A 21147-nucleotide genomic window follows, 5' to 3' on the forward strand; every position below is an offset into this window, starting at 1 on the left:
GCCACAAACACTGATGTTAATCGCCGACTCCTTAGAGAGATTGAAGTCGGGGCTCAAACGGCGCTCCTGCGCCTTGGGCAGCCCGTCATGCAGGTACATGTCATGCATCAGGCCCATTGCAGTATCAAATACGCCAGAGTGTTGCCTGACCACCTTGTCAATCGCATCCGCTATTTTTTTATCGGCTTTATTTGCAGATATTCTGGTTACATCGCATGTCGATTCGTAACGATTCACCCCCTTACGCTCATAGGCCAGCGTTGCGTTTTGGAGTTCTTTGAGCGCCTCCTTAAACGAAGGATCTTGAGAGCTCCCAATCTCTTTACCCAGTACGAAAAGATTGACTGCATACTCTCTCAGCTTCGCTCCGTCGCCAGTCTTATCCGCCAGTACAAAATTCGCGTTATCCCCAAGGAGCTCCTTGCACGCCTGCTGCTCAAGGTGGCGAAGCGCGTCCTTCGATTCATGAGGCCTGTCCGCACAGGAAATCTTAGCCAGGCTTACATCTGCCTTGTTCTTACCCTCTAGCAGAAAACCCGTAATGCTTCTGACATTACCATTGCCCCCCCGGAGGATCGCCACCGGGATTCCACTTGGACTTACACCATTTAGACTCATTTCAAACCACCTTGCCGGTAGCCACAACGAACACAGGCGTCCGCTGCCCACCCTGTAAGCAATACGTTTATCGACAACAATCGCGCACCTCGAAACCGATGGGCCCGCACCTCTGTTAAGGCACGGGTTCCCATCAGCTCAATGCCAGGCGACTGATTTTGTTTTGCCAAAGAAAACGAGTGCGTCAGGCAATTCCGCTCGCGATCGCCTTGAGCATTTCCGCGTACTGGCTCAATTGCGAGGAGAGGATCTTGTTGAAGTTCTCGTGGTAGGAGTTGGCGCTACCGTACTTGGTCGTGAATAGCTGCAGCTGGTTCTTCAGATCGCCTTCCTGACTGTTGAAGCCGGTTTGCCAGGCCTGGAACTTTGCGGAGTCCCAGGTCGTCGTACCACTGGGGGCCGCGCTAACCATCGCCTGCAGAGGCGACAGGTCCATCATCACCCGGCAACTGCCGTCAGCAAGCACCCGAACACATGTATCAGGCAAACCCATGGCCTTGGCCCACTTCTCTGCGTTCTCCTTCGTCGTACAGGTCCAACCGTCAGTGGGGTACAGAACACCATCCGGGGCCTTTTGATACTTACTCAGCAAGGTCTGTAAAGCATTGCGCAGCCCCGAATTGACTTCAACTTTCTTGCCATCCTCCTTACCTTCTATCCACCCCCCCATCTTCGCCATGATGGTTTCGTTGAACTCCTTGTAGAAGTCCGAGTACTTGGTCAGCAGACTCTCATAGACCGACAGATAATCGTCCTTGATAAAACCGATCATATCCGTCAACTGCTGAAAGAATTCAGCGTTGCCATTGGCTTGACCCTGGCCACTCTGAATACTCTGCGGCGCACCTTGCAGCCCGCGCAGTTGTTTGCCTGCCTTATCGGCGAACGAAAGGTTCGACTGCTTGAACTCAGGGGCGCTACTAGCCTCAAGGGCTGCCAACTTGCGTAATTCGGCTTCCACCCGATGTGCCGGCACCTTGCTGGCCTCGAGCTTTTCCAGCAGCCCTTGCACGGCCTGTTGCGTCTTGATGCCGTCGGCATGGCGCGCCTTGAAACCATCGCCCAGACTATCGGCTGGTGCAGCAACAGTTGATGAACTCACCGCCTTCGCCGCGACACTGACCTCGTCGAGACGGGCATTCAGGCCGTCCAGCCGGGACACCACCGAGCGCACCGATTGCTCTAGTGCCGATGGGAGATGACGCTGATTGACCTCAGTACCATGGACCTGGGTATCCGTCACCTGAGCAGGGCGCGGGGTGCTGGAGAGCTGGGGCCGGACGCTGGTGCTGATATTCGGTTGAATCGACATGACTCACCTCCCGATCAGGCACGCGCAGAGGCGATGCTGTTCATGGTCGAGCCACGGCTGTCGACCATCTGCTGGATAGCGTCGAGCATTTTGCTGACCAGCGCTGTGTCTTCGCTGACACTCTGGCTAGCAACATCGCTGACCGCCTTGTTCAGGTTCTGCTCGGACTGATGCAGCACCTCGCTCTGGCGCTGCGAATACTCTTGCAGACGCAGGATGGAGGACAACCCGGAGCTGGTGATCATTGCCATAGAGCTGATGGCACCGCCAAGGGTCAGGTTGCGTTCGTAGGTTTTTGCCTGCAGCGCACTTTTCATACGCGCTTCCTTGGCCTCCTTGACCGCTTCACGGATGTTCGCCTCAAGGGTTGTACGCTCACTCGAACTAAGCTGGCCGTTGCCGCTTTGCAGCTCTACCGTGACGGTTTCGCCCTTGGCATTGGTGCCCGTCACCTGTTTTGGACCCGACGCAATCTTGACTGCCGGCTTCGTGTTCAGCTTGACCTGCATCTGCTCGACGTCCACATCGAGCTTGGCCGCTTTGGTCTGATTGGTCTTGATATCGGTGTGCTTCTGGCTCTGCCCACGTACGGACAACGCGGCACCGGCGATGGACATGGTGGCCGCGACAACCGCGCCACTGACCGAGGCCCACATGGCGGCCTCGCCCCCAGCCATGATTGCGACACCTTGCGCAATGGCAGCCTCATAGGCCATCTGGGTGAACTTGCCACTGATTTCAGCACTGGACTTGCGTGCGATATTGACCGCGACAATGGCCGCCACCAACACACCAATGTGCTTTTCCCAGGCCCCGGGATCGAACGACATCAGATCCTTCACCGGATCTTTTTCCGCGACCCCAGACTCCGCCTTCTCCTGCTGGACCACAGCGGCCAGAAACAAACCCATCATCGCCTGGCTTTCGCTCTCGCTGAAGCCGCTGGTGTCCAGGTACTGATTCAGCTGTTGTGGCGTCATCGTTTCGATGGACTGCGTGGCACGAGACATCAACACTTGCGCATCGAGTCGCCCACCGACACTGCTGAGGGACAATGGCTGTTTTTGATCGACGATAACCTTGCCGGCCACCTCTGCAACCTGACTGCCGATGATTGCTGCAGAACGACTTTTAATTGAAAGATCCATACTATCTAACCCTGTTGAATTGATTTAAATGTTGCGTGCCATGCTCAGATTGCTGCTGTCGATACCGTCCTGAATGCTGAAGGCCTTCTTGATCGCGTTATCCTTGGCTTGCATGGACTGATCGAAGAGTTGAACCATCTCGCCCAGATAGCTCTTCAGCGACTCGGAGATAACCTTGGCGAATTCAAGGTCGGCCAGATGCTCGGCCGCATTGCGCTGATGAATGCCAGACTTGATCCCCAAGGCAGACTGGGCAGCCGCGCCCGCGGCCTCGGTGACAGCCACCCCGCCCCCCAGCATTGACGCGTACTTGGCCAGTGAGTTGGGGTCCGACTTGAGACCTATGCTGCTACGAGCCTTGGTCATGGCCTTGGTAAAGCCCTCGCTGATCTTGCTGGCAGCGCGCGAGGCCATCTTGACCAGCTGCGGCGCTATCTTGCTGGCCACCTTGCCGAGGACCTTGCCCATTGCCTCAGCGACCTTTGCCGCCGCAGACTTACCAACGACCGCGACCACCACCACGACCGCAACCATGGCCACGGCAGCGATAATCGCGCCCAGGATCATGCCGGCCATCTGGGCCGATGCGTCGTCGACGCCGGCCTTTTTCAGAAGCTCCGTGATCGCCTTGCCGATGGCCTGAATCAACGGATTGAGGATGTTGTCCATCAGCGGCTTCATGGCCTCCTCCATGAACGACACCCCTGTCAGCTCCTTGACCAGCATGTCCGCGGCCATCAACGCGACACCCACCGCCGCCAGCGCCAGGCTGGCCCCGCCGGTAAAGGCAGCCCCGACAACACTGACCACGGTCAGCACCGCACCGAGAATCTTGCCGATACAGCCCATGGTTTTGCTGGCGGCTTCGGATTGGCGCACTTGCTCCAGGTATTCTTCGGACTTTTTCTCCATGAACTCCTGACGCGCGGCCTGCATGCTGCGAAACAGCTCCTGCTCCGCCTCCATCTTGTTTTCCGCGCTTTGGCCCATCAGCTCGGCAAAACGCGTCATCAGCAACACCATGGTCGCCGCTGCGTTCAGCTGAGTCTTGATGCCATCGAGCACCGGCTGGTCGCTTAACCCCGCGTTTTCCACCTGCCTGGCCAGCGCTTCAGCTTTTTTGCCAGCCTCATCAGCCACCTTGATTGCCGCCCTATGCTCCGCCTCGGCCTTGGTCAGTTGCTGCTGCGCGCCAGCCACCTTCCCCTGCGCCAGATCGCGAGCCTCCAGGGCCTTGGCATGCGCGGGAGTACCTGGCTCGGTTTTACCCAGCGCAGCTTCCGCATCGACCAGCTCCTTTTGCGCACTATCGACATTGGCCTTGGCTGCTGCGAGCTTCTCCTGGGAGCTACTCGCCGAGGCGGTTGCCGCATCAAACTCCGCCACCGCATTCTGGTAGCTGTCCGACAGTGCTTTATTGCCTTCAGCAGCGGCTTTGGCTGCTGACTTGAGGATCTCCATGCGCGACTTGAGCGACTCCATGCTGACATCACCCAGCAAGGTGATGAGCGAGGCCATCAGCAAGGTGAATTTGTCTTCAGCACCCTTTTTCGCCCCTGCGGTGCCTGGCGGCGGCGCAGCCAGAGATGGCCTGCCCAGCGCAGCCGCCCCCCCCCCCTGCGACTGGCTCGCGTACTTCACACCTTGCAGGTTGGCCAGCGCCGTGTCAGCAGCGCGCTGATAGGCCTTGGTGTTGGCCGCCTTAGCCGCCGCCTCGGCATAGTTTTCATTGCCGGCCTTACGAGCCAGCGCACTTAAGTTCAGCGCTTCAATACCCATTACAACTACTCCTCCGAATGATCGGCATCGACACTGCTTAACGCATCCAGATAAGCCCGAGCCTGCGCCCTCATTCCCGACTCTTGAACACGCTCAACGACATACTCAAAACACAGCTTGGCCTTACCGACCTTTCCCAGCGCAAGCTGGCACTGGCCGGTGTAGAGCATCGGCCGGTAATCCTGCTTGCCCTGGGCAAACGCCACGGCGTACAGATCAACCGCCTTCTGATAGTTCTGCTTGAGCTGGTGCACCGCCGCCAAACCCATCCAGTACTGCGCGTTATAGAAGTCGTAGATGCACAGGAAGTGGAAAAACTTTTCTGCGTCGTCCAGACGCCCCTGCTCATAGAACTCATAGGCAAAGGCGTAGAGGCTATCCATCTGCTCAGCACTGACACCGCGCAGATCCTTGAGCGACGCACCATCGAGTACGGCCTGTATCACCTCCTCAGCAATCCGCGCCTCTTCCTGCTCTGTGTGCTTTCGACTGTTCATGACTACTTACTCCTGAATGTTTCTTCAGCGGTGCTGACAAGGCTATTGAGCCAGTTAAAGGCAAGGGGGCACCGTCACAAAGCGCTCATTGCGGGGTTCATGAATCGCTTATGCCAGCCAGTGGTTTTGCCGGGAGCTCATCAGGCCTGCTCGACCTGCTCCAGCCAGACCAGCAGGCGCAGAACGTTTTCGATTTCCTGCAACTGGATGAAGGTGTAGCGCTGATGGGTCTTGAAAATGCGCCTGGCCAGGGCAATGTCATTGACCACCGGCACACCAACTTCAGCCGCATACTGGCGCACGGCCAATGCCCGCTGGTTGGTTTCCATCAGCGAGATAAACGGCATCAGCGTGACTTCCGGGCGGAAGTAAATTCCCACGGCGATGTGCGTGGGGTTGGCGACAATCACTCGCGAACCACGAATGTCGGATTTGATCTGCTCAGACAGCAGCTCCTGATGCAGCTCGTGCCGCCGGCCCTTGATTTCCGGGTTGCCTTCCTGCTCTTTGTGCTCGCGCTTGACCGCCTGCTTGTCCATCTTCAAATCCTTGATGTACAGCCAGTACTCACACAGCGCATCGAGAATGACGACCAGCAATATGCAGCCCAGAAAAGCCAGCACCAGTACCAGCAACAGATGGGCCCAGATCGGAAACAGGTCGACAGGTCGCGCATGCAGTTGCGCAAACAGCAAATGCCGCTGAGTCGCCCAGACCATCCAGAATGCGACCCCGAAACAACCCAAGTACAACAGGGCCTTAACGGTATCCTTGAGCGTTCTAAGGCTGAACAGCTTTTTGAAGCCGTTAACCGGATTCAACGCCCCGAAGTTCAGCTTGAGGGCTTCACTGGCGATGGCCAGGCCGGTTTGCAACAAGGTGGGCAAGGCGCTGGCGAGAAAGCACACAAGGATCAACGGGGCCACGACCTTGAGCATCAACACACCGAGTTCGGCGGCATAACGCTGCTGATCGGCAGCGAACCCCGAAGCGATGATGCGTCGATAAACCTCCATCACCTCCAGCAAGGTTCCACTGCTCGCCAGGTAGATGATTGCGCACAGCATCAGGCAGGAACTGGAAAGGTCCTTGGCCTTGAAGGTCTGGCCCTTTTTCGCTGCGTCGCGGCGCTTCTTGGGGGTGGGTTTTTCAGTTTTCGAGGCGCTGGACATATCAGCGGGCCTCCGGCTGGACGACCCAGGTCGCAAACTGATCCGGCTTATTGGCCATGCGCAAGATTTCGTCAGGCGCGTGCGCGCCGAAATACAGGATCAACACCAGTAATGCGATGGCTCCCTTGACGGTGAGCGACACCGAAAACGCGTTCATTTGCGGCGCAAAACGCGCCAACAGACCGAGCAGCGCCTCGCTGAGCAACAAGGTCGCCACCACCGGCGCGCTGATAATCAGGGTTTTGCTGATCAACGGATCGAGCAGCCCGAGCAACGGCTGGATCCGTAGTTCACACCCATGTACCGGCGAGCAGAGTTGATAGCTGCGGCTCAGGGTTTGCGCCACCAGTTTCATGCCTCCTCCCTCCAGGTAGATCACCGCAGCGAACAGCTGGAGAAAATTGGCCAACTCCGAGGTGTCGTCGCCGTTGGCCGGATCGACCGTACTGCTGAGCATCGCGCCGCGTTGGTTATCGATCAGGTTGCCCATGGCGTGCAACACCCAGAACGGCCAGGACAACAGACAGCCGAGAATCACCCCCACCCCAGCCTCCCGCAACAACAGCGCATAGAAGCCAAGCGAATCCAGGCGAGGCAGCGTGCCAGCGGTATACGGCCAGAGCGCCATGCCGACCAGCACGATCACGGCGTTTCGCGGTGCGCCAGTCAGTGCGCGACTATTGAGAAACGGCAACATGAAAAAAACCGGTGCCAGACGGGCGAAACAAACCATCGCACCGGCCATCCAGCCATGCAGGTCGAAAAATAGGCCGATATTCATGGAGCCTCACTTCAGGGCCAGGCGCATGACTTCCCGACTGAAACTCAGCAACGTCTCGCCGTACCAGCCAGAGAGCAGAAACAGACAGATCGACACCGCCAGCAGCTTGAAACCGAAGGGCAAGGTTTGCTCCTGCAGCTGGGTCACGGTCTGAAACAGACCGATGAGCAACCCCACCAGCGTGGCGACGATGATCGGCCAGGCCACCAGGATCAATATCAGGTACAGGGTTTTGTTGCCGGCAAACACCAGATCATTCATTGCGGTTTCTCATTGCGCCAGAGACAGGTATTGCCCGACCAGCCCGGTGGAAAGCAGGGACCAGCCATCCAGCGCCACGAACAGCACCAGCTTGATCGGTACGGAGATGATCACCGGGCTCATCATCATCATGCCCAGGGCCAGCAGGATGCTGGAGACCACCAGGTCGACGATGACAAAGGGCAGGTAAAGGTAGAAACCGATCTTGAAGGCGGCTTTGATTTCGCTCAGCGCATAGGCGGGCAGCAACGCGAACAGCGAGGGCTCCAGCTTCTCATCGGGATCGATATCGTTGGCCTGTGGATGCTCCCGCGCGATCTGTGCCCGCTCGAAGAACTGTGCCAGGTCCGGGTCGGTGTACTTGATCAGGTACTCGCGGTAGCTGCCCAGCCCGTTATCGAGGAACTCCACCACTGCATCGATACTGGTGAACTCCACATGGTTTTCCTTGTAATAGTCATACCCTTGATGCACCACGGGACTCATGACGAACATCGCCAGCAACAGCGCAACGGCGTTGAGGGTCATGTTCGACGGCACCTGCTGCAACCCCAGGGCGTTACGCACGATAACGAAGACAATCGAGAACTTGATGTAACAAGTTCCGGCAGCAATCAGGAATGGCAGCAGCGATGCCACTGCCAACAGCCCGATCATTGAAACGTCATTCATTACCGATGCCCCGACCAACCTCACGCAGCTCGACACCCAGGCGGTCGCCCAGCTGGACTAGCTCACCCACGGCAATGCACTTGCCACCGGCACGCACTTCAACCTGACTCACGGCCGTAGCCTCCAGGGGCAGAACCTGACGCTCGATGAGCTCGTTGAGCTGAGCCATGCTCAGGGTGAGTTCGCCCAGCACGAATTCAAGCTTGACCGGTAGCTCCGATAGCGCACAGGGAACGCTCGGTGAAAGGTTATCCGGGGGAGTGAGTTGCATATGCAGACCTTCCTTGACAAAGGTGAACTGGCCGATGCATCGATCGGCCATAAAGAGTTTTCGGGTTTGCTCAGCAATGACCAGTACATCGCCCTTCGCCAGCTGCCGATGGGGCAATCGGCCCAGCTCGCTGCTGCCGAGTACGATTCGCAAAACCTGCGACACCGCCTGCACCCACGACTGCAGTGGGCGTGACGGCGGCTTGCGTTGACTCGGCCCTTCCATTACCCACAGCTCACTCTGAGGCGTGCTAATACATGGCAGACATACCCCTTGCAGCGACTCTCCTTGAATGAGCCCGAAGCCAAACAAGCGCTGGTAGTCCAGCAGATCAGGCGTGATTTCGACAGGCCGGCTCACCGCTGAGAACAGAGCAAGAATCTCCTGTTCTGCATCCTCCCGATGCAGCCATTGCGACCACTGCAAACATACGGTCTGCAGCCACTCACGGGCCCCGACCATGCCTCGCCAGAGACCGTGACAGCCTTGTGCCCAGAAGGTTATGTAACGTGTCTGCGGCGACGGCTGGCTCAGTTGCATAAGGTGTCCGTCACGCTGCCAGCAGGCCACCGCATGGCGCCGCTCATAGTCAAATGGCGCAACGCGGCGCAAGAGTAGAGTAGAGGTCACGTCTGCTGCCCCCCGTGCTCAGACTTGTCGCGAAGCACCTGACGGCGCTCCTCTTCGGCCTCTTCATCCGCTCGCCCCTGGCCATGACCCTGACGCGGTTCATTCCCCTGCTGATCCGTCAGACGCCAGCGTGGATCCGGCGCCTGCGCCAGGTTGTCGCTCAAATGACTGAAAACCAAGGCACTGCTTGGATTGAGCAGCAACTGCTCGGGACGTTCGGCCCCCGCCTTGCTGATCGTGATCAGGCCAACGGCATCACCTTTGCTGAAGGGCACCTGAAGGTAGTTCTTGCCCTCCTTGGCGATGCTGGCTTCAGGCGCGGGCTTCGGCTCACGGGTAGCTTTAGCAGGCGCCGCTGATTTCTCTACATGATGCGAATGCGAGGCCTTGTCCAGCAAAGGCAATGGCTGCGCCGGTAATGCTTGTGGGGTTTCCTGCTTGACCAGCCTATCGGCGACGGCTTGATCGGGAGCGGTGAGCGCACTGGCAACAGGTGCCTGAACGAGCGCCTGCGCGGCGACCGGTAACTGCGTAGCCGACGATGCGACTTTCTGCTGGACCGATGCATCAGCGGCGGTTTGGTCGGACGCAGCGGGCGCTCTGACAACAGGTGCCTGACCGAGCACGGCAGCGAAAGGCTGCACCGGAGCTGAGGTTGGAATCTGAACAGGCACTTTAGCCTGGGTAGCCGACAACAGTGCTTTGTGCTTGAGCAATACATCGGCGGCCCGATCAGGCATGGCAGGCACACTGGAAGCAGGCGCCTGAGCAAGCACTCGAGCCGGTGCAGTGGCCAACGGCCGCGTAGCCGGCAATGCCAACCGGGCATCGCCCGGTGCTGGCGATGAAGACGCGAGCGGCTGTTTCACTGAAGGCTGCACTGCCTGATCTACCGATGCCTTGGCCACCCTGGGCTCAGCCCCCCCCCCCACACGCAGCGCTGCCAGCGACAACTTCGACGAGACCTCACGCAGTGGCTGCAACTGCGTCAACAACACGAGCACGCCCTGCGGCATCTCGTCCAGTTCATGACGGTCTTCAGAGACCAATGGTTGGTTTTTATGGTCGGGCTCGTCACCGGGCAAAAGATCCTTGACCGGACGGGCTGCCGCTACAGGAGGGCTCACTATGCTCATTTCCAATTCACCAATAGTTCATCAATGTCATTTTCTTCCTGGCGCCACAGACGTGAACGACGCTCGACCAGCAAACGTTGCTCCAGGCTCTGGTACTTCAAATGCTTCTTTTGCAGAACCTTACGATGCCGTTGCAAACGCTCGAGCCCCTGGGCCAGCTCCTGCTGCTCGTCCATCACGCGGGCACGCTCCAATGCCAGGTTGCCGATCTGCCGCCGAATGACCGCCTGACGCCGTAACAGCGCCAGCAACTGCGCATGGCTCAAGCGCTGGTCCTCGGCACGCTGGCTTATCAGGAGCTCATTGAGCCCCTGGGCCTGTTGCTCGATCTCGTACAACTCACGCTCAAGCAGGCCCAATGAGCGCAAGGCCTTATCCAGCCCTCGCTCGCACTCATGCTGCCGGTGATCGCTGAACTCCAGCAGGCGCCGGACATTAGCCAAGGAGACCATGCAAGCTCTCCAGCGCAACCTGAGGCGCACACCCTTCGTTCAGATCCTGGCGCAGCCACTCCGTCAGCGCTTCGCGGCAGGCCATGGCCTGATCGTTGGCGGCGTTTTCCCCTGGCCGGTATTCACCCAGATCGAGAAACACCTGCAGCTCCTCGATGCGGGCCAGCACCCCCCGGGTACTGGCCGCCAGCTGCTGAACATCGTGCCCGGTGACCTGATGAGCCACCCGACTGGCGCTACGGAGCACATCAATCGCTGGAAAATGACCGCCGGCAGCCAACTTGCGGCTCAGGTAGATATGCCCATCGAGAATGGAGCGAATCTCCTCGGCGATAGGGTCCGGCTCATCGTCGCTTTCCAGCAGTACGGTGTAGAACGCCGTAATACTCCCGGTGGCCGTCACGCCCGGACGCTCCAGCAAACGCGGCAGGGAATCGAACACCGATGCCGGAAAACCACGCCGCGCCGGCGCTTCCCCCGCTGCCAGCGCGAGGTCGCGACGGGCACGGGCATAACGGGTCATGGAGTCAAGCATCAGCACCACCTGCTGGCCTTGATCGCGGAAATACTCAGCAATTGCCGTTGCCTGTAGCGCCGCATTGCACCGGTCGATCGAGGAGAAATCCGAAGTCGCGTAGACCACCACGCAACGCGAGCATTTATCCGAATCGCGCAACGCCTCGACAAACTCCGTGACTTCCCGGCCCCGCTCACCGATCAGCCCGATAACGAACACGTCCGCTTCGCTGTGGGCGATCAGCATGTTCATCAATGAAGTCTTGCCTGATCCCGCTGCGGCAAAAATGCCGATGCGCTGGCCGATGCCGCACGTGAGCAGTCCATCGATCACTCGCACGCCAGTGGCCAGCGGCTGGCTCACCGGACGGCGCTGGTCGTAGCTCGGCGGAGCGGCATCCACCGGACAGTCGCGGCCCTCGAAGGCATCGCCGGGGGCCAAACGTTCGACTATCCGCCCCTGGGGGTCGATCACGCTCCCCAGCATGGCAGTGCTGCAATGGAGGCTGAGCAACGCACCCGTGGGCACGATCAACGACTCACGGGACAACCCTCGCGCATCGCCCAACAAGCTGAGCAACACCGCATCGGGGCTGAAGCCGATCACTTGCGCTCGAGCACTCACCGTGGCGTCCCGCCAGTTGCCTCGCACCTCGCACACTTCGCCGATAACCACATCGTGCAGCGCCGCTTCAAGCAGCGGCCCATTCAAGCGCAACGGGTGGGCGCCGCGGCGCTCCAGCAATGCCTGGCTCATTGGCGAACGAGATCGCACAGCGTGGTCAACGCCGCCAGATAAGCATCCACCGTATCCGCCAACGACTCCGCGTTCGCATAGGCCGAGTCAGCCAGCAGTACCCGCACTTCCAGCATGCCGTTGGCCTCCACCAGTTGCATCTGCTCGGTCCGGGCGAACACACAACCGCGCATCAAGAAACGCAACAGGTCCTCGGAACGATGTGCCAACAGCATGTTGCTGCTCTCGATCAGCCCACTCCAGAACCATAGGCCGTCATCGACCACGCCAATGTTGATGGCGGGTAAATTGGCCAGCTCCAGCTCAATCGTGCTGTGGCCGTCAAAATTACCAATCTGCTTGTCGTTGCAACCGCTGAGCGTCAGCGCATCTCTGAGCAACGAGGCGATATCGATGTTTTGCATAGAGGACTCTCCTAAAGGGTCTTGATCACATTCACTGAAATGGCATCGGAAATCTCGCCAAACGAAACCACGTCCAGCTCCCGAAAACGGCCCTCGATCAGTTTCTTGATGTAGCGCCGCACATCCACCGAGGCCAGGACGACCATGTCCTTCTGAGGGATGTGCAGGTTATCGAGCCCGACCGCCAGCCGATCCATAAGGTCTTCGCTGGCCGAGGGCTCCAGGTTGAGGAAGCTGCCCGCAGAGGTCTGACGGATGCCCTTGCGCACCACGTCTTCGAACTCCGGCGAAAGCAGCAACACTCGCAGGTCATTGCCGTTGGCAAACTTATTACTGATGTAGCGCGCCAGACCGCCACGCACGTGCTCGACCAAGGCGATCACGTCTTTTTCGCGCGAGGCCCAGTGAGCGAGCGTTTCAAGGATCAGTTTCATGTTGCGCACCGAGATACGTTCGGCGATCAGGCGCTGCAGGATCTCGGCGACTTTCTGCACCGTGGCATGGCGATAGACTTCCTTGACCAGGTCCGGGTAGCGAGCTTCCATCTCATCGAGCAGGACCTTGCTCTCCTGCACGCCGAGAAACTCCGAAATATTGCGCGCCAGCAAGGTCACCAGGCAGCGATAGAATTCGTCATAAGCCGGGCGCAACTGATACCCCAGGCTCTGCAGCTTTTCGCGCTCGGTGCTGTGCACCCAGACGCTGGCTTGCTTGTTGCTGTCCGCCCCCCTGGTCAGATCCAGCCCCAGATGCTCAAGCTCCGGCTTGTAATCGACAACACGCAGAAGATCGAAGTGGATATCGAACTGATCCGCACGAACCTCATTGATCAGCACCGCGACCTGCCCCTGCGGCAGCGAGTCGGCACCGCGCAACCGAGGCTCGGGAATCCGGATGCCGTAATCGATGAAAAACTGACTGCGAAAACGTTCGCATAGCTGGGTCTCACGCAGCTCTTCGACCCGAGCGCTGGGCACCAGCAGCATAAGGGCGATGGTTTCGGTGGCCATGTCATCGACGCTTTCGATCAGGCCCAACTCACTCTCAGGCTCGCCCTCTTCCCCCGCCAGAGGCGCGATGGCGGTAGTAGCCGAGGCTTTTTTCTTCAGCCGATGACGGAAGAACAGCAACGCCACCAGCGCGCTGGCGATGATCAGAAATACCGCGGCCGGGAACCCCGGCAGCATCGCCACACCAACGGCCAGCAAGGCAGTGATACCCAGCACAAAAGGATGACCCAGCAGTTGGGTCATCATGTTGCGCCCCAGGTTGGCCTCGTCGCCGTTGACCCGGGTCACGATGAAACCCGCACCGATGGCGATCAACAGCGCAGGAATCTGCGCCACCAGACCGTCACCGATCGTCAGCAACGTGTAGGTCGACAGCGCCTGGGACATGTCCATGCCCAGTTGCCCGACACCGATCGCGATGCCGCCCAGAAAGTTGACGAAGATGATGATGATCCCGGCGATCGCATCCCCCTTGATGAACTTCATGGCGCCATCGAAGGATCCGTACAACTGACTTTCGCGCTCCAGCGTACTGCGCCGCTCGCGGGCCTCCTTGGCATCGATGACGCCAGCCTTGAGGTCGCCGTCGATGCTCATTTGCTTACCCGGCATCCCATCGAGGGAAAACCGCGCCGCCACTTCAGCTACGCGCTCCGAGCCCTTGGTAATGACGATGAACTGAACGATGGTGACGATGGCGAAAATCACGAAGCCCACCACCAGGCTGTCACCGATCACGAACTCACCGAAAGACGCGATGATCTCACCGGCATCGGCCTGCACCAGAATCAGCCGGCTGGTACTGATCGATAACGCCAGACGGAACAACGTGGTGATCAACAGCAACGCGGGAAAGGTGGAGAAACTCAAGATCCGTTCGATGTAGAACGAACCCATAAAGACCAGGATCGCAATAACGATGTTCAGGCCGATCAGAAAATCCACCAGCGGCGTCGGCAGCGGAATGATCAGCATGGCGATGATCATGACCATCAGCGTCAGGATCAGCAGCTCTGGTCGAGAAGTGACATTGCGCAAGAGTTTGTTGAACATGATGAGTACGGACCTTGAAAACTAGGAGGTGAAACGACTCGCCAGGGTGGCGTGCTGCTCAATGGTTTCGCGGGCAAACACCAAATCGGCCAGGTGTGTGAATTGCCCAGCAATCCGCTCTAACGCCTCGTCATCGCCAAACAGCTCCAGCGGCAGCGCCAGGCAGATCAATCGCAGCAGTTGCAGCAATTGCGCGCGCTCGTGGTGTTCCACCAGCAACAACCGCTCCCCCAAGACACCGGACAGCAATTGCTCAAGCTCATCGGGAAACTGCAACAGCCCCAGCAAGAACACCAACCAGTCCGGCTCGCTGGCGTTGTGCCGACAAACTAGCTGGTCGCCGAGCAAGCGCCGGACAAACATGGCATCCACCGACCGCAGGCGCTTGAGATCGCCGAGCTTTTTCAGCAATTGGCCAAACTCGTCGCGTGAGCAACTGGGGTCCTGGGCATCGATGTCCGTCAGCAACGCAGCCTCGATGAACTCCAGGACCGAGCTACGATGCTGATAGCCGTAGATGGCCACCCAGTCTTCATAGGACTCGACCGGACCGCCTTCGGACTCCAGGAACGAGCGATAGGTGTCACGCAGCAAGGCTGCTCGCAACGCCAGCGCCTTGCCGAACATCTTGGCCTTGAGCGCCGAATTGATGCCGGCCTTCAAGCGCTTGGGAGGGGACTGAGCAAGCACCTGTTGCAGCAGGGCTTCCAAACGCTGACGGGTCGCCTCGGCCATCACTTTTGCCCGCAACAGCTCGCGCAGCACCAGCACCAGATCGCTGTCATCGGGAAACAATCCCCGGGCCTGCGCCAGCAGCCATTCGATGCTGCGCTCGGCAAGCTTGGCCAGCGACTGGATCTGCCGAGCCTTGGGAATCACATCTTCATCCAGGACCCGCTCGAAGCTTTCCGCCAAGCCTTCGAACTTGCTGCCGAAATCACCTCTGCGGCGAAACTGCGAACGCAGCGAAGCCGCCATCTCGTCACTGTTCTCGACGAAGCGCTGGACACTGGCTGCTGGCGTGGCGTCGTCGTCTGGCACTTCAGCAGCCTTTACCTGAGGCTCGTTCCCCTGCTGCGCACGCAACATCTGCGTGCGCGACGGCACCCCGCCAATAGCGGCCATATCAGCGCTCCATCGCGCGCAGCACCGCGCGGTCGGCCGGGTCGCGGTCGACGTTGCCGATCACCTGCGAGCCAATTTGCGCGGCACCTGGCTCCAGCGGGCTATCGAGCTCTTTGGGCTGAATCAGGAACACCCGGACCGTGTTGGATTTACGGGTCTGGTGATAGCTGAACAAACGCCCCAGATAGGGAATGCTCCCCAGCACCGGGACACGCTTGACCACCTCCCCGCTCTCGTCACGGGTGAAACCTCCCACCAGCAGACTTTTGCCGCGCGGCACCCGGGCGACAGTGCTGATACGGGTACGCCCAACCGTCGGCAGCGCATCAGGCCCCGCTGATTGCTCCTTGGCAGAGTCGACCACGCTACCGTCCTCGATATTGAGTGCCATCTCGATTTCTCCGGACGCCGAAATCCTTGGCAGAGCACTGACCAAGGTGCCGTAAGTGACGTGTTCGAGCTCGACACTGCGCTCACCGATCAGGCGCGCATAGAAGGTGCGGTTATTGTCGAAAATCGCCGGAACGTTTTCCTGAGTCAGTACCACCGGCCGCGAAACCACCCGTGCGCGGTTATCGGTTTCCAGCGCCGAAATGGCAGCCATGAATGAAGTGCTATCCAAGGTGCTCAGCGAGCCGCCATTGAGCGATGCGCCCGCCCTCGAGCCGAGCTTGAGCGAGCCCTTCCAGTCGACCCCCAACTCATTGAGATCGTCTTTCTGCAGATCGATGATCCATAGGGAGAGCTCGACATGGCGCTTTGGTTCGTCGAGCGCCGCAACCAGGTTCTCGATAAACCGCACCTGCTCCGGGAGCCCCTTGACCAACAGGCTATTGGTATCGGGGTAGGCCACTACACGAATATTGCCGGCAGCCAGATCACGGGCAATAGCCCGCGGTGCGGTCTTGTCGGTAGATGCCGACTCGGGAACACCCAACCCCTCCAACGGAAAGCTCGGCATGCCGCCCTGACGCCCTCCTCCATCCTTGCTGATCGTCGTGTCGACACCACGGCTTTCGCCCTTGAGCAGAGTCTCGATGGCTGTCGCAATACCTGGCACGGTGATCTTCTGGTCACGCAACTCGTAGCTGCGATCACCCACGAAGGTGTTGCGCAGATTGATGACGCCAATGCGCTGCTGCCCGAGTTGCAGGTCGGCACTTTGGTTGTCCATGAAGTGCGCAGCCTGCACCACCAGATCGACATAGATCGGTGGTCCGGAAACATAAAAGGTCCGCAAACCATCGTTACGCAGAGGATAACGGGCATCGCGCAAGCCGGAACGACGCAGGAAGCCATCCAGCTTCCGGACATTGATGGTGTTCAGCGAGACAACCGCGCTCTTCGCCTCGGCTGCTTCGTAGACATACAGTGCCTGACCATCGCTGTACCAGATCAGCGCCATTTGCCGAACAATCCGCTCCAGCGTCTGTTGCGGTGCGACCAGCGAGAACTCTCCGCTGATAGTGCGACGGGCAGCTGCCTTGCTGAGGATGATCGGCTTGCCCAGGGACGCTGACAGCGCATCGAAGAACGTCCGCAGGCCCTCCTGACGAGCCACATAACCCTCTCCAGTCCGCGTCGGCGCCGCCAATGCGGCCACGGGTAACACACAACAAAGCGCGAGCACGACCACTCGCGGATAGGTACTTTTAAACATCATGAATTCATTCGCTCGAAAGGCGGGTTATATCGATCAAACTACTCGGCGCCACCCCGACCAGCTCTCGGATCTCTTTGGAAAAATGCGAGGAGGAGGCATAGCCAAACTCCAAGGCGACATCTGTCAGGGAGGCAGCACCTTCAGTCATGCACAGCAGGGCTTGCGCTGTCCGCCAGCCACGCAACTCGGGCTTCGCCGCTCCACCCAGCGCCTGACGGCAAAGTCTTCTGAAGTGCGAGACCGATACGCCATAACGGCCAGCAAGGTCCTGGAGCTTTTCGCTGGTTGATCCCTGCTCCAACAAAAAACCGAGCAACTGATAACTCTCACCGCCACGCAACTGACGAGCAAAGGACCGATAGGCAGCATCCCCTCGCAGCGCAAGCGTGAGATACCAGGACTCCAGACCCGAGACCGCCCGCCCTCGAGCGCGCCCCTCGCTCAGGACTGCCCAAGGCTCGTTTCGAGCGGCCTGCGCCTCAGGCACAACACCTTGGTCGATAAAGAACTGCAACTTGACAAGATTCATCTGCGACAGAGGGAACACCCAGGCATTCCCACAAACCACCTGCAGACCCGGACGCAACGCCAGCAAACCCTGCCAACCAGGAGCCAGGCATAAGCACGCCGAACTTTCGCGGTGCGCCAGACATAAGACCTTGCAGCCATTGCGAATACGAAGAACCTGCTCGCCAGGCCTCACGACGGTGCACCATTGCTCCAGCGTTACAGCCCACCCTGGCTCTTCGTCCATCCTCGACATCAGCTACCTCATCGTTGCCACCAGAAATGTTTTCCCGAGCGCATAGTGAACAGCCATCCCGGGACAATCTTGATGAGAAACTGATGACAAGCCTCCCCCCTCCCACGAAGTACTACAGGAGAAAGTGTCAATGGCTTGAGGGAGTGACGAACCAGCCAGGTCGATGATGCAGTGAGAAGTTTCCGAAAGCACCAGCAGCTAGAAGTGGAGCTCTTTTGCTAGAACCTTATTGGGAGCTAGTTGTATTTTCAATAAGCACACTCACCTTTTCAGGTTGTTATAGGGGCATATGAAAAGCAGCAAAGCAATAGCACTGAAAGAGCATTTAAATTAACCCCCCACAGCTTAAATATAAAAACATCAAGACCAAAGAAGCCTATATTGTTCGGAGAAAAAAATTGCACCCCCTTCTTGAGATGTCCACCTTCAACAACACCCTACTTGTAGACGCCTCACTACAGATAGACTCAAGCAACATCCTAGAAAAAAAAAACACCAACTTCGAAGAAACTAAAAAATCGGCTGGGGAGTGCAAACAAAATGTTTTTACCGGCTGATGCTGCGTGTCGTGCCTGTTGAACAAGTGACAAAGCCGCGAATCGGCGCCTCCCTCCATTAAGCTTTCTGAACATGACACGAACCGCCGGGATACTGAGCACCGGCAGTGAGCTGTTATATGTTGCAAATCAAGCGCAACCTGCCTTTTTTCAAGCACCGATAGCGAATACGGATGTACTCGTCCAGGAAAGAATTGATCTGGTGTTCTGCCTTGAAGGAAAACACACCTCTATTAGGGTCGAACATCAGGTAAAGTGAGTTTTTACGATCAACAAAAGCCCCCATGGTATGGCTTGTTGTTTTCGAGTCCTGATCAATTAGATTTACAAAATACTTTCCATCGCCCTCGATTTCTTCAAAGCACTCTGTGCTCTTATCCTCCCAGGCAAGCTGCCTATCTCTCATATACCTGCCTATAGCGCCATGATCCTCCACTAAAGACATCAACTCTTTACGACCTTCGCAGGTATTAATATTATTAAAAAAACCATAAATTGCCCTGAGCCTTGATCCGCCAGCCACTTCAGCACTAATGGATAACAAAGGCCCTTTTTGCTTAAATCATCAGCGCCTGAAAAACCCTCTTGACTGAATTCAACTTCCAACACCCCTTCATATACAGCTACCATGTTGTGATGCAGCTCAGGAAATGTTTTTTGCAGCACGCTTATTAACTTATAAGCCTTGTGTGGAGAAAACGAACTGTGCAAATCAATTTTTTTCTTTTCACATCGGCTTTTGATAAAAGTTTTGGCCCCCTCCGTCGGCATGGCTTCATGTAAGTCCATATAAGTTCTCGGCAGTGACTCAAACGTGGCACCTAACAACTCGAACATTCTTTTCAGATGTTCAGGGACTGGTATTTTTTTGTTTTTTGGATTATTGCTTGAGTCTATCTGCATCGATCTTTTGCAGTCAGTATCTACAGGAGGTTCATCATTGATGGCAGGCCTTTCAAGAAGGGTAATGCAATTTTTTCTCCAGGCAATATAGGCTTCTTTTGCCTTTCTGCTTTCTTCTTTAACTCGAAGGGGGGATTTGCCTAAGTTCTCTTTTGAAGCTAACGCCTTGGCAAGCCACACTTCTGCTGCTTTGCTGATTTTCATATGTTCTGAAATAAGCTGGAATGTGAGTTTATTGATGAACTGAAAAGATCCTTTTTTCCTGAGTCTTCAAAAAAGCCAGTGCCCCAACAAGCTGGGGCATTGGCTTTTGTCCTTAGCCTTGGTAGATCGCGCTTTCAAGCCCTCTGAAAACCTGCTGACCCGTTGGCTGATGTCTAGAAGATATTGAGTGGGTAGTCGACTATCACCCGATATTCATCGGTGTCGCTACCCAGTGCCCCATAACCATTGCCGCCACGGTTGGTCGCCCATTGCAGGTCTACCGCCAGATCCTTGGCCTTGCCGCCCTGGACTACGTACTTGAGATCGATATCACGCTCCCAGTGTTTGGCATTCTCACCCTCTGCATTGTAGAAACTGGCATAACCACGGCTGCTCGGATCAACCTTGCTCAGGTCCAGCGTGCCACGGGAATAGGACATGGCCGAGGTCAGGCCCGGCAGGCCGAGGCCGGCGAAGTCGTAGGCGTACTTGAGCTTCCATGAACGCTCGTTGGGGCCGTTGAAGTCCGAGTACTGCTGCGAATTATCAAGGGGGATGCTGCCCTGGCTAATGTAGTCGAACGGTGTGTTGCCATTTACCCGCTGGTAGGCAGCGGTGAGGCTGTGATGGCCAACCCCCAGGGTGAAATGCAAGCTGTAGGTGTTGTTGTCGATGTCGCCCAGTAGCGCGTCGCCGGTGTCCTGGGTGTGATAGAAGTGCAGGCCTGGGTTCAGGGTTACCAGCTCATTCAGCGCATAGCTGTAGTCGAGGTCGTAGTAGTACTGGTTCCAGATGTCCTTGAGTTCGGAGGCGTACAGGCTGCTGGTCAGGCCCGGCAAGCCGCTCCAGGCCACGCCGGCCCAGTTCAGATGGCGGCTTTCGTCGCTGTCCGCCAGTTTGCCATAGGACGTGCCGATACGCCGGTGGCCGCTCTGGTTGTAAAGCTTGGTGAGGCTGGCCTGGCCGCCTTCGAGCAGCCAACCGTCGAAGCTATGGTTGGTCAGGCTGATGCCGCGGAAGGTCTGTGGCAACAGGCGGGTCTGGCCAGCAATCACCGGGTTGTTAAGAAACAGGTCACCAGCTTTCAGCTCGGTGTCCAAGGCCCGCATTTTCAGGGTGCCACCACCGGTTGAAAACGAGCTTGGCGCTTTGCCGTTGCCATCGCTGACCGGCAGGATAGTCGAACCATCGGTACCGCCCCCGCCGTCGAGTTTGAGCCCGAGCATGGCGTTGGCGTCAAGACCGAAACCGACCGTACCCTGGGTATAACCCGACTCGAAGATACCGATGAAACTCTGGCCCCACTCGATGTTGTCGTCGGTCTGCTGCTGACGGTTGCGGTTCATGTAGTAGTTGCGGGTGTCGAGTTTAAGGCTGGAACCTTCGATGAAACCTTCTTTACTGGAATGCTCTGCGGCCTGGGCACTTGCACCTATCGCCGCGGCCATTGCAATGAATAACGG

21 protein-coding genes are annotated in these 21147 nt (G+C 57.7%); all 21 read right to left on the reverse strand.

The window, feature by feature from the left end; all coding sequences use genetic code 11:
• A partial coding sequence (locus J4E58_RS19330) for a hypothetical protein (RefSeq protein WP_207240258.1) occupies positions 1-618 on the reverse strand: 618 nt, incomplete at its 3' end.
• Positions 619-802: 184 nt separating this feature from the next.
• Complete coding sequence (locus tag J4E58_RS19335; protein ID WP_087092679.1) at positions 803-1930, reverse strand: IpaD/SipD/SspD family type III secretion system needle tip protein; 1128 nt, start codon at positions 1928-1930, stop codon at positions 803-805.
• Positions 1931-1944: 14 nt separating this feature from the next.
• Complete coding sequence (locus tag J4E58_RS19340) at positions 1945-3078, reverse strand: IpaC/SipC family type III secretion system effector (protein WP_087092678.1); 1134 nt, start codon at positions 3076-3078, stop codon at positions 1945-1947.
• 24 nt (positions 3079-3102) lie between these two features.
• Positions 3103-4857, reverse strand: a complete 1755-nt coding sequence (gene sctE, locus J4E58_RS19345) for a type III secretion system translocon subunit SctE (protein ID WP_087092677.1) — start codon at positions 4855-4857, stop codon at positions 3103-3105.
• Between the two features lie 5 nt (positions 4858-4862).
• Positions 4863-5354: a type III secretion system translocator chaperone SicA gene (gene sicA / locus J4E58_RS19350; protein ID WP_087092676.1), complete on the reverse strand. Its 492-nt coding sequence runs from the start codon at positions 5352-5354 to the stop codon at positions 4863-4865.
• Positions 5355-5494: 140 nt separating this feature from the next.
• Positions 5495-6526: an EscU/YscU/HrcU family type III secretion system export apparatus switch protein gene (locus J4E58_RS19355; protein ID WP_087092675.1), complete on the reverse strand. Its 1032-nt coding sequence runs from the start codon at positions 6524-6526 to the stop codon at positions 5495-5497.
• A 1-nt stretch (position 6527) separates the two neighbouring features.
• A complete protein-coding gene (gene sctT / locus J4E58_RS19360) occupies positions 6528-7307 on the reverse strand; it encodes a type III secretion system export apparatus subunit SctT (protein ID WP_087092674.1) in 780 nt (259 codons plus the stop codon).
• Positions 7308-7313: 6 nt separating this feature from the next.
• Complete coding sequence (locus J4E58_RS19365; RefSeq protein WP_087092673.1) at positions 7314-7568, reverse strand: EscS/YscS/HrcS family type III secretion system export apparatus protein; 255 nt, start codon at positions 7566-7568, stop codon at positions 7314-7316.
• Positions 7569-7577: 9 nt separating this feature from the next.
• Entirely contained in the window at positions 7578-8240 is a 663-nt protein-coding gene (locus J4E58_RS19370; protein ID WP_087092672.1) for an EscR/YscR/HrcR family type III secretion system export apparatus protein, read from the reverse strand.
• Complete coding sequence (locus tag J4E58_RS19375; protein WP_256583189.1) at positions 8233-9051, reverse strand: FliM/FliN family flagellar motor switch protein; 819 nt, start codon at positions 9049-9051, stop codon at positions 8233-8235. The genes J4E58_RS19370 and J4E58_RS19375 overlap by 8 nt, the downstream gene beginning before the upstream one ends.
• An 86-nt stretch (positions 9052-9137) precedes the next feature.
• Positions 9138-10277 (reverse strand): hypothetical protein, encoded by a 1140-nt coding sequence (locus J4E58_RS19380; protein ID WP_102675884.1) that lies wholly within the window; start codon positions 10275-10277, stop codon positions 9138-9140.
• Entirely contained in the window at positions 10274-10729 is a 456-nt protein-coding gene (locus tag J4E58_RS19385; RefSeq protein ID WP_087092669.1) for a hypothetical protein, read from the reverse strand. The genes J4E58_RS19380 and J4E58_RS19385 overlap by 4 nt, the downstream gene beginning before the upstream one ends.
• Positions 10713-12002, reverse strand: coding sequence for a type III secretion system ATPase SctN (sctN, locus tag J4E58_RS19390; RefSeq protein WP_087092668.1), 1290 nt, complete (start codon positions 12000-12002; stop codon positions 10713-10715). Before sctN ends, J4E58_RS19385 begins: the two co-directional genes overlap by 17 nt.
• Positions 11999-12406 (reverse strand): hypothetical protein, encoded by a 408-nt coding sequence (locus J4E58_RS19395; protein ID WP_087092667.1) that lies wholly within the window; start codon positions 12404-12406, stop codon positions 11999-12001. Before J4E58_RS19395 ends, sctN begins: the two co-directional genes overlap by 4 nt.
• 11 nt (positions 12407-12417) lie before the next feature.
• On the reverse strand, positions 12418-14469 hold the full coding sequence (locus J4E58_RS19400) for an EscV/YscV/HrcV family type III secretion system export apparatus protein (RefSeq protein WP_087092666.1): 2052 nt from the start codon (positions 14467-14469) through the stop codon (positions 12418-12420).
• 21 nt (positions 14470-14490) lie between these two features.
• On the reverse strand, positions 14491-15594 hold the full coding sequence (gene sctW, locus J4E58_RS19405) for a type III secretion system gatekeeper subunit SctW (RefSeq protein ID WP_087092665.1): 1104 nt from the start codon (positions 15592-15594) through the stop codon (positions 14491-14493).
• A gap of 1 nt (position 15595) precedes the next feature.
• Positions 15596-17254, reverse strand: a complete 1659-nt coding sequence (sctC, locus tag J4E58_RS19410) for a type III secretion system outer membrane ring subunit SctC (protein WP_087092664.1) — start codon at positions 17252-17254, stop codon at positions 15596-15598.
• Between the two features lie 7 nt (positions 17255-17261).
• Complete coding sequence (locus J4E58_RS19415) at positions 17262-18020, reverse strand: helix-turn-helix domain-containing protein (protein ID WP_256580971.1); 759 nt, start codon at positions 18018-18020, stop codon at positions 17262-17264.
• 672 nt (positions 18021-18692) lie between these two features.
• Positions 18693-19022: a YopT-type cysteine protease domain-containing protein gene (locus J4E58_RS32315; protein ID WP_087092663.1), complete on the reverse strand. Its 330-nt coding sequence runs from the start codon at positions 19020-19022 to the stop codon at positions 18693-18695.
• A complete protein-coding gene (locus J4E58_RS19425) occupies positions 19022-19684 on the reverse strand; it encodes a hypothetical protein (protein ID WP_143481930.1) in 663 nt (220 codons plus the stop codon). The genes J4E58_RS32315 and J4E58_RS19425 overlap by 1 nt, the downstream gene beginning before the upstream one ends.
• Positions 19685-19857: 173 nt before the next feature.
• Positions 19858-21132, reverse strand: coding sequence for an OprD family porin (locus tag J4E58_RS19430; RefSeq protein WP_087092724.1), 1275 nt, complete (start codon positions 21130-21132; stop codon positions 19858-19860).
• Between the last annotated feature and the right edge of the window lie 15 nt (positions 21133-21147).

This window comes from Pseudomonas sp. FW305-25, from assembly GCF_017351415.1.
In the GTDB taxonomy this organism is placed as follows: Bacteria; Pseudomonadota; Gammaproteobacteria; order Pseudomonadales; family Pseudomonadaceae; genus Aquipseudomonas; species Aquipseudomonas chlororaphis.